Below are 6,628 nucleotides of genomic sequence, written 5' to 3' on the forward strand. Positions count from 1 at the left end.
GTAGGTCCCCCAATTTTGAGATGTAATAATTACCAAGATTGCTTTTATTATATCCTATTTACTCTCTTTTAAAACCCTCACCTAACACTTCAGAAGCATTGGTTACGACCACAAATGCAGAAGGATCAATGGTCCGAACCACTTGTTTCAATTTTGTGAATTCCGTCTGGTCCACCACACACATCAATACGGGCAACTCGGCTTCCGTGTATCCCCCATAAGCCGCAAGCTTTGTCACACCACGGTCTATTTTGGTAAGAATGGCAGCCTTGACTTCCTCTTCCTTCTTTGTGATGATGATGGCCATTTTGGAATACCCTAAGCCAACTTGAACGAAGTCGATCGTCTTGGATGTCACAAAAAGGCCGATAAGAGCATACATTCCAAGCTCCAGATCAAACACGACTGCTGCAGAGATAACAATAAGGCCGTCAATCATCGCGACACATGCGCCTAGTGTCAGCCCCGTATATTTGTGGATGATTTGTGCGGCAAGGTCTGTTCCTCCTGTGGAAGCACGACCACGGAAAACAAGCCCAAGACCAAGTCCGACACCTATTCCTCCAAACAATGATCCAAGCAACGGATCCTGCGTGGCCGGCGTAATATTACTCGTCCAAAGTACAATCAACGGCAGAGTAATCGTTCCCACTAATGTCTTAAGACCAAACTGCTTTCCAAGAAGGATCACCCCTGCTAAAAAGAGAGGGATGTTAAAGCAAAGCTGGACAATACCTGGTTCCCAGTCCAGGAGCGCTTTCAATATGGTACTGATTCCACTTACCCCGCCGGAAGCAACCTGGTTTGGCAGTAAGAACATGTTGAACGCCAGTGCCACAATCGCAGACCCTAACAACACATATGTATATTCTTTCACCCGCTGATACACGGGATTCACTTGATACCCATTTCTATTTTTACGACTCAATTTTAAGCCCCCCAAATCTTTCTAAAATACACACAACGAGCAAGAGTATAGCACGCGATTATAAGGGTGTAAATGGCATTGGTATAACGTGGTAAAGCGTTAATGGACATGCATTTCCAAAATGAATACATTTTCTTTAGATTAACCTTAAGTTTTCCCACTATACTTTCCTTACTATTTTTAAAGCACACAAAAACACCCCCAGCAAACAAAAGCCAGAGGTGCTCTCATAATCTTTTAAAGTTTCGATCTTAAATAAGCATCAATAAACGGATCTAAATCTCCGTCCATGACCGCTTGTGTATTGCCGACCTCCGTATTTGTACGGTGATCTTTTACCATGGAGTATGGATGGAACACATAGGAACGAATCTGGGAACCCCAGCCGATATCCTTCTGCTCACCGCGGATTTCATCCAGTTCCGCCTGCTGCTCATCCAACTTCTTCTGATAAAGCTTAGCTTGCAACATTTTCATCGCACGCTCACGGTTTTTAATCTGGGAACGCTCTGTTTGACATGTTACAACCACATTAGTTGGGATATGGGTAATACGAACCGCAGAATCGGTCGTATTAATATGCTGTCCACCCGCTCCACTTGCACGGTACGTATCAATTTTCAAATCTTCCGTACGGATATCAATCTCAATGTTATCGTCAAACTCCGGCATAACCTCACAAGAAACGAAGCTTGTGTGACGGCGGCCAGAAGAATCAAATGGAGAGATACGCACAAGACGGTGTACCCCTTTTTCCGCTTTCAAGTATCCATACGCATTGTGACCTTTAATCAATAATGTCACACTCTTAATCCCTGCTTCGTCTCCTGGTAGGTAATCAAGCGTCTCCACCTTGAAGCCTTTGCGTTCTGCCCAACGAGTGTACATACGCAGTAGAAGGGAACCCCAGTCCTGTGACTCGGTTCCGCCAGCACCTGGGTGAAGTTCAAGAATGGCATTGTTCTTGTCATGCTCACCGCTCAACAATAATTGAAGTTCAAACTTGTTGAAATCTTCAGCTACTGCTTTCACTTCACTGCCTAGCTCGGCTTGCAGCTCCGCATCCGGCTCCTCTTTCACCAATTCATAGGTCAGTTGCAGATTTTCATAGTTCTCACTCAACTCATGAAATTGCCCTACAGGCTCTTTCAATGCATTTGCTTCGTTGATGACCACCTGCGCCGCACTCTGGTTGTTCCAGAATTCCGGATTGGACATCTCATTATCAAGTTCGGCAATACGACGTTCTTTGGCCTCTAAGTCAAAGAGACCCCCTAAACTCGACTAATCGCTTAGCCATTTTTTCTAACTCTTGACGAATCTCTACTAATTCCATTTATTTCACCTCATAAAATTTTCACTAAAACGTTTTTTAACCCTTATAAAACGAACAGGGCAACTAATAGTCTATATTATCGTATTTTGCTCAAATAAAAAAGTACCTGAGCAATCGTGTTTAACAGATGGAGCAATGAAAGCAGGCTACAGCATATTTTTTCTTTTCTGAAATAGCTTTTTCAAAAGTTAATCCGAAACACGACCGCTAGACCCATTGAGAAACCTGATTTTCTGTTTTCGGTTAATCAAACGTTGGTTTAAAAACTACTATTTTAGAGTAATAAAAACACTGAAAAACTCCATTTAGTACCCTATCCTACAATAGCAATTTTAAAAATTAATTCCGAATCGAACAGCTAAACCCATTGGGGTTGCTGCATTTCCACTTTCACTTATTCAAACGTTGGTTTAAAAATAGCTATTTTACAAAAATCCAGATGCCCTTTATACATGGAAAAAGTGAGGCCAAATAAGCCCCACTCTTCCCGAAACTGCCATTACTTCCCGCAGCAGTTTTTATATTTCTTTCCGCTTCCGCAGATGCAAGCATCATTACGGCCAACGTCCATTACTTTCTTCACTGGTTTTTTCTTTGGAGGCTCTCCGCCGCCCTCTTTTGGAACAACCGCTTGGCCTTTTGCCACTTCTTCACGTTGCAGGTTGTTGCGGATTTGCGCCTTCATGACATACTTTGCTACATCTTCCTCGATGGAAGCAATCATGTTTTCAAACATGGCAAATCCTTCGAACTGATACTCACGAAGCGGATCGATCTGACCATAAGCACGCAGGTGAATACCTTGACGTAGCTGATCCATTGCATCAATGTGATCCATCCACTTGCTGTCCACCGCACGAAGAACGATAACTTTCTCGAACTCACGCATTTGTTCCGGAGTAAGCTCCTGCTCTTTTTCATCATAACGAGCTTTCACTTTCTCGATGATTAGCTCGGACATCTCTTCCGGCTCTTTACCACGAAGATCGTTTAACGTAACTGCACCTTCCTCTAAAAGGTTTGCATCTACATAGTCAACGATTCCTTGCAGGTTCCAATCCTCCGGCACTTCCTCTTTTGGTGTATAAAGACCCACTTGACGCTCAATTGCAGAAACAAGCATTCTTTCGACGACTTCTCGTAAGTTCTCAGAATCCAACACTTCGAAACGTTGCTTGTAAATCACTTCACGTTGCTGACGAAGAACATCATCATATTGCAGAAGCTGTTTACGTGCATCAAAGTTGTTACCCTCAACTCGTTTCTGCGCAGATTCCACTGCACGGGAAACCATTTTACTTTGGATCGGCTGCGTATCATCCATACCCAAACGCTCCATCATCGTTTTCATATTGTCAGAACCGAATCGGCGCATCAATTCATCTTCCATGGAAAGATAGAATTGCGTCACACCAGGGTCTCCTTGACGTCCGGAACGTCCACGAAGCTGATTATCAATACGACGGGATTCATGACGCTCTGTACCAATGACAGCAAGACCACCGACTTCTTTCACTCCTTCGCCAAGCTTAATGTCCGTACCACGACCGGCCATGTTCGTAGCGATCGTTACAGAACCCTTTTGACCAGCACCAAGGATAATATCCGCTTCACGCGCATGGTTTTTCGCATTCAATACGTCATGCTTGATTCCGCGCTTCGTTAAAAGTTTAGAGATAACTTCAGACGTTTCAATGGCAACCGTACCAACAAGCACAGGTTGTCCATTTTTATGGCGCTCCGCGATATCATCCGCCACCGCATTGAACTTGCCTTCAATCGTTTTAAAAATAAGATCGGCACGGTCATCACGAACGATATCCTTATTCGTCGGAATTGCAATAACGCTCATATTATAGATATTTCGGAACTCCTCTTCCTCTGTTTTCGCTGTACCAGTCATCCCGGCAAGCTTTTCGTACATACGGAAGTAGTTTTGGAATGTAACGGTCGCAAGTGTCATGCTTTCGTTTTGAATATCCAAGCCTTCTTTTGCCTCAATTGCTTGGTGAAGTCCATCTGAATAGCGACGGCCTTTCATTAAACGACCTGTGAATTGGTCAACGATGACAACTTCGCCTTCTTGCACCACATAATCCACATCGTGATGCATCGTTACATGCGCCTTCAATGCCTGGTTGATATGATGGTTCAAGGTAACATTGGCGATATCAAACAGATTCTCAATCCCGAATGCTTTCTCCGCCTTCGTAATTCCGTCCTCGGTTAACTGAACACCCTTTGTTTTCACATCATAGGTGTAATCGACATCCTTCACCAATGTACGAGCAAATGCGTTTGCTTGGATGTACAATGCTGCGGACTTCTGAGCACTACCAGAAATAATCAAAGGCGTACGCGCTTCATCAATTAAAATGGAGTCAACCTCATCGATTACTGCAAAATGAAGGGGACGCTGTACCATTTGCTCTTTGTACAACACCATGTTGTCACGTAAGTAATCGAATCCGAACTCATTGTTTGTTCCATATGTGATATCCGCTTTGTATGCTTCAATTTTTTCATCACGGGACAGTCCGTTCAGGTTCAACCCGACAGTAAGCCCAAGGAATTCATACAGCTGACCCATTTCCGTCGCGTCACGGCTTGCCAAGTATTCATTGACTGTTACAACGTGCACACCTTTTCCAGTAATCGCGTTCAGGTAAACTGGCATGGTCGCTGTTAACGTTTTACCTTCCCCTGTTTTCATCTCAGAAATGTTTCCTTCATGCAAGGAAACACCACCCATAAGCTGCACTTTATAAGGATAAAGTCCGAGTACGCGCTTGGAAGCTTCACGAACAACCGCAAACGCTTCAACCAGCATATCCTCTAGCGTCTCACCCTTTTGATAACGGCTTTGAAATTCTGCCGTTTTCTCTTTTAACTGGTCATCCGTAAGCCTTGCCACATCGGCACTTAGGGAATCTATCTGATCCGCCATCTTCTCCAGACGCTTTAATTGACGCTTATTCATATCAAACACTTTATTCAATAAACCAAGCATACAAACGCTCCTCTGTAACTATAGTCTTATAGCCTAAATAATATATAAATTTTAACACTTATTGGGGACTGGTACAACTTAAAGGAAGATTTGCAGACAGTCTTTTCAGAAAATAAAGAGGAAGTGACAAAAATATTGATGATTCTACATTCCCTGAGAAATGATTTTAGCAGAAAAAGTCGAGCACATAGAAAAAGACCCTGTTTCCAGGGCCTTTGCTTATCAATAAGACTCAATCAATCCATATTTACCATCGTTTCGCTTATACACGACATTCGTTTCATTTGTCTCAGCGTTTAGGAATACGAAGAAACTATGGCCCAGCAGGTTCATCTGCAGAATTGCTTCCTCACTGTCCATTGGTTTCAAATTGTAACGCTTTGTACGAACCAAATCTGCTTCGTCCTCTTCATCTGCTACTGCCACGTGAGAGGGTGCTCCGTTATCAATCACTTCATTGAATAAGTACTTAGGTGAACCGGTATCGCGTAGCTTTCGGTTGACCTTTGTTTTATGTTTTCTAATTTGTCGCTCTAGTTTATCTACGACAAGGTCTATCGCTGCATAGAGATCATCGTGACTTTCTTCTGCACGTAACACTAGGCCTGTCATAGGAATGGTCACTTCAATTTTTTGTTTGTTGTTGTAGACTTTCACATTCACTTTGCATTCTGCATTGTCTGTGGAATCAAAATAGCGTTCAATCTTTCCGATCTTATTTTCTACATAATCTCGGATTGCTGGAGTTACCTCAATGTTTTCACCGCGTACGTTGTACTTCATAAATCGAACTCCTCCTTTTGTTCCTGTTTGGACTTATCTTGCATCCAAACAATCTGCCTACATTTCCTTTCTTAATTGAAAGAAAGGTTAAGCTTGCGTGAAGCTTATGTAAACATATTTCTACAATACCCAACAGAAATCCTGCTTAAACGTAAAAGATTTGTGAAGAATTTGTGAAGGGGTGAGTTTGGCTTGTTCTGGTGGGGTGAAACAAGTATATGCGGGGGTTGGGGAAAACTTTCGTAAAATTTATAGGTTACATTTAACTTCCTGTTTCCTTTCGTTCCGGTTGTTCGCTTTCCGCGGGGCGTGTGCTTGAGCCTCCTCGCTCCGCTGCGGGGTCTCAAGCTACCGCTATCTCCCGCTGGAGTCGAACCCCCTGCACTGCAGGAACAGGGGGGATTTGCATAAAATTTTCACCCCCTTTAACAGGAAGGAAAGAATAAAGAGGCTGGGACAAAACTAAAAAAGCCTAATAAAAGACGAACAATTTAGGTGTCATAGGTATTGGCTCTAAATACCGCTGTTGATCTCCACAAATGGCTTCGCTTTCCTAGGGGCGGTGCTTGAG

4 protein-coding genes are annotated in these 6,628 nt (G+C 43.3%); all 4 read right to left on the reverse strand.

The annotated features are described in order from the left end of the window. Positions 1-58: 58 nt before the first annotated feature. The 4 genes from HC179_RS11090 to hpf all read right to left on the reverse strand — a co-directional run bounded on the left by HC179_RS11090 (position 59) and on the right by hpf (position 6,057). On the reverse strand, positions 59-928 hold the full coding sequence (locus tag HC179_RS11090; RefSeq protein WP_168864366.1) for a YitT family protein: 870 nt from the start codon (positions 926-928) through the stop codon (positions 59-61). 237 nt (positions 929-1,165) lie between these two features. Next, positions 1,166-2,264 (reverse strand): peptide chain release factor 2 gene (gene prfB / locus HC179_RS11095; protein ID WP_148987459.1). Its coding sequence is split into 2 segments (ribosomal slippage): positions 1,166-2,191 and positions 2,193-2,264, totalling 1,098 coding nucleotides; the frame shifts between segments, so codons are not numbered across the junction. Positions 2,265-2,763: 499 nt separating this feature from the next. Beyond that, positions 2,764-5,274: a preprotein translocase subunit SecA gene (gene secA, locus HC179_RS11100; RefSeq protein WP_168864367.1), complete on the reverse strand. Its 2,511-nt coding sequence runs from the start codon at positions 5,272-5,274 to the stop codon at positions 2,764-2,766. Between the two features lie 222 nt (positions 5,275-5,496). Further along, entirely contained in the window at positions 5,497-6,057 is a 561-nt protein-coding gene (hpf, locus tag HC179_RS11105) for a ribosome hibernation-promoting factor, HPF/YfiA family (RefSeq protein WP_168864368.1), read from the reverse strand. Between the last annotated feature and the right edge of the window lie 571 nt (positions 6,058-6,628).

It is taken from the genome of Bacillus sp. RO1 (assembly GCF_012524115.1).
Classification (GTDB): Bacteria; Bacillota; Bacilli; order Bacillales; family Bacillaceae_I; genus Sutcliffiella_A.

What these genes read in the sequence shown, in the direction of transcription:
- secA (WP_168864367.1), bottom strand. Translation starts at nt 5,274, where the DNA reads ATGCTTGGTTTATTGAATAAAGTGTTTGATATGAATAAGCGTCAATTA.
- hpf (WP_168864368.1), bottom strand. Translation starts at nt 6,057, where the DNA reads ATGAAGTACAACGTACGCGGTGAAAACATTGAGGTAACTCCAGCAATC.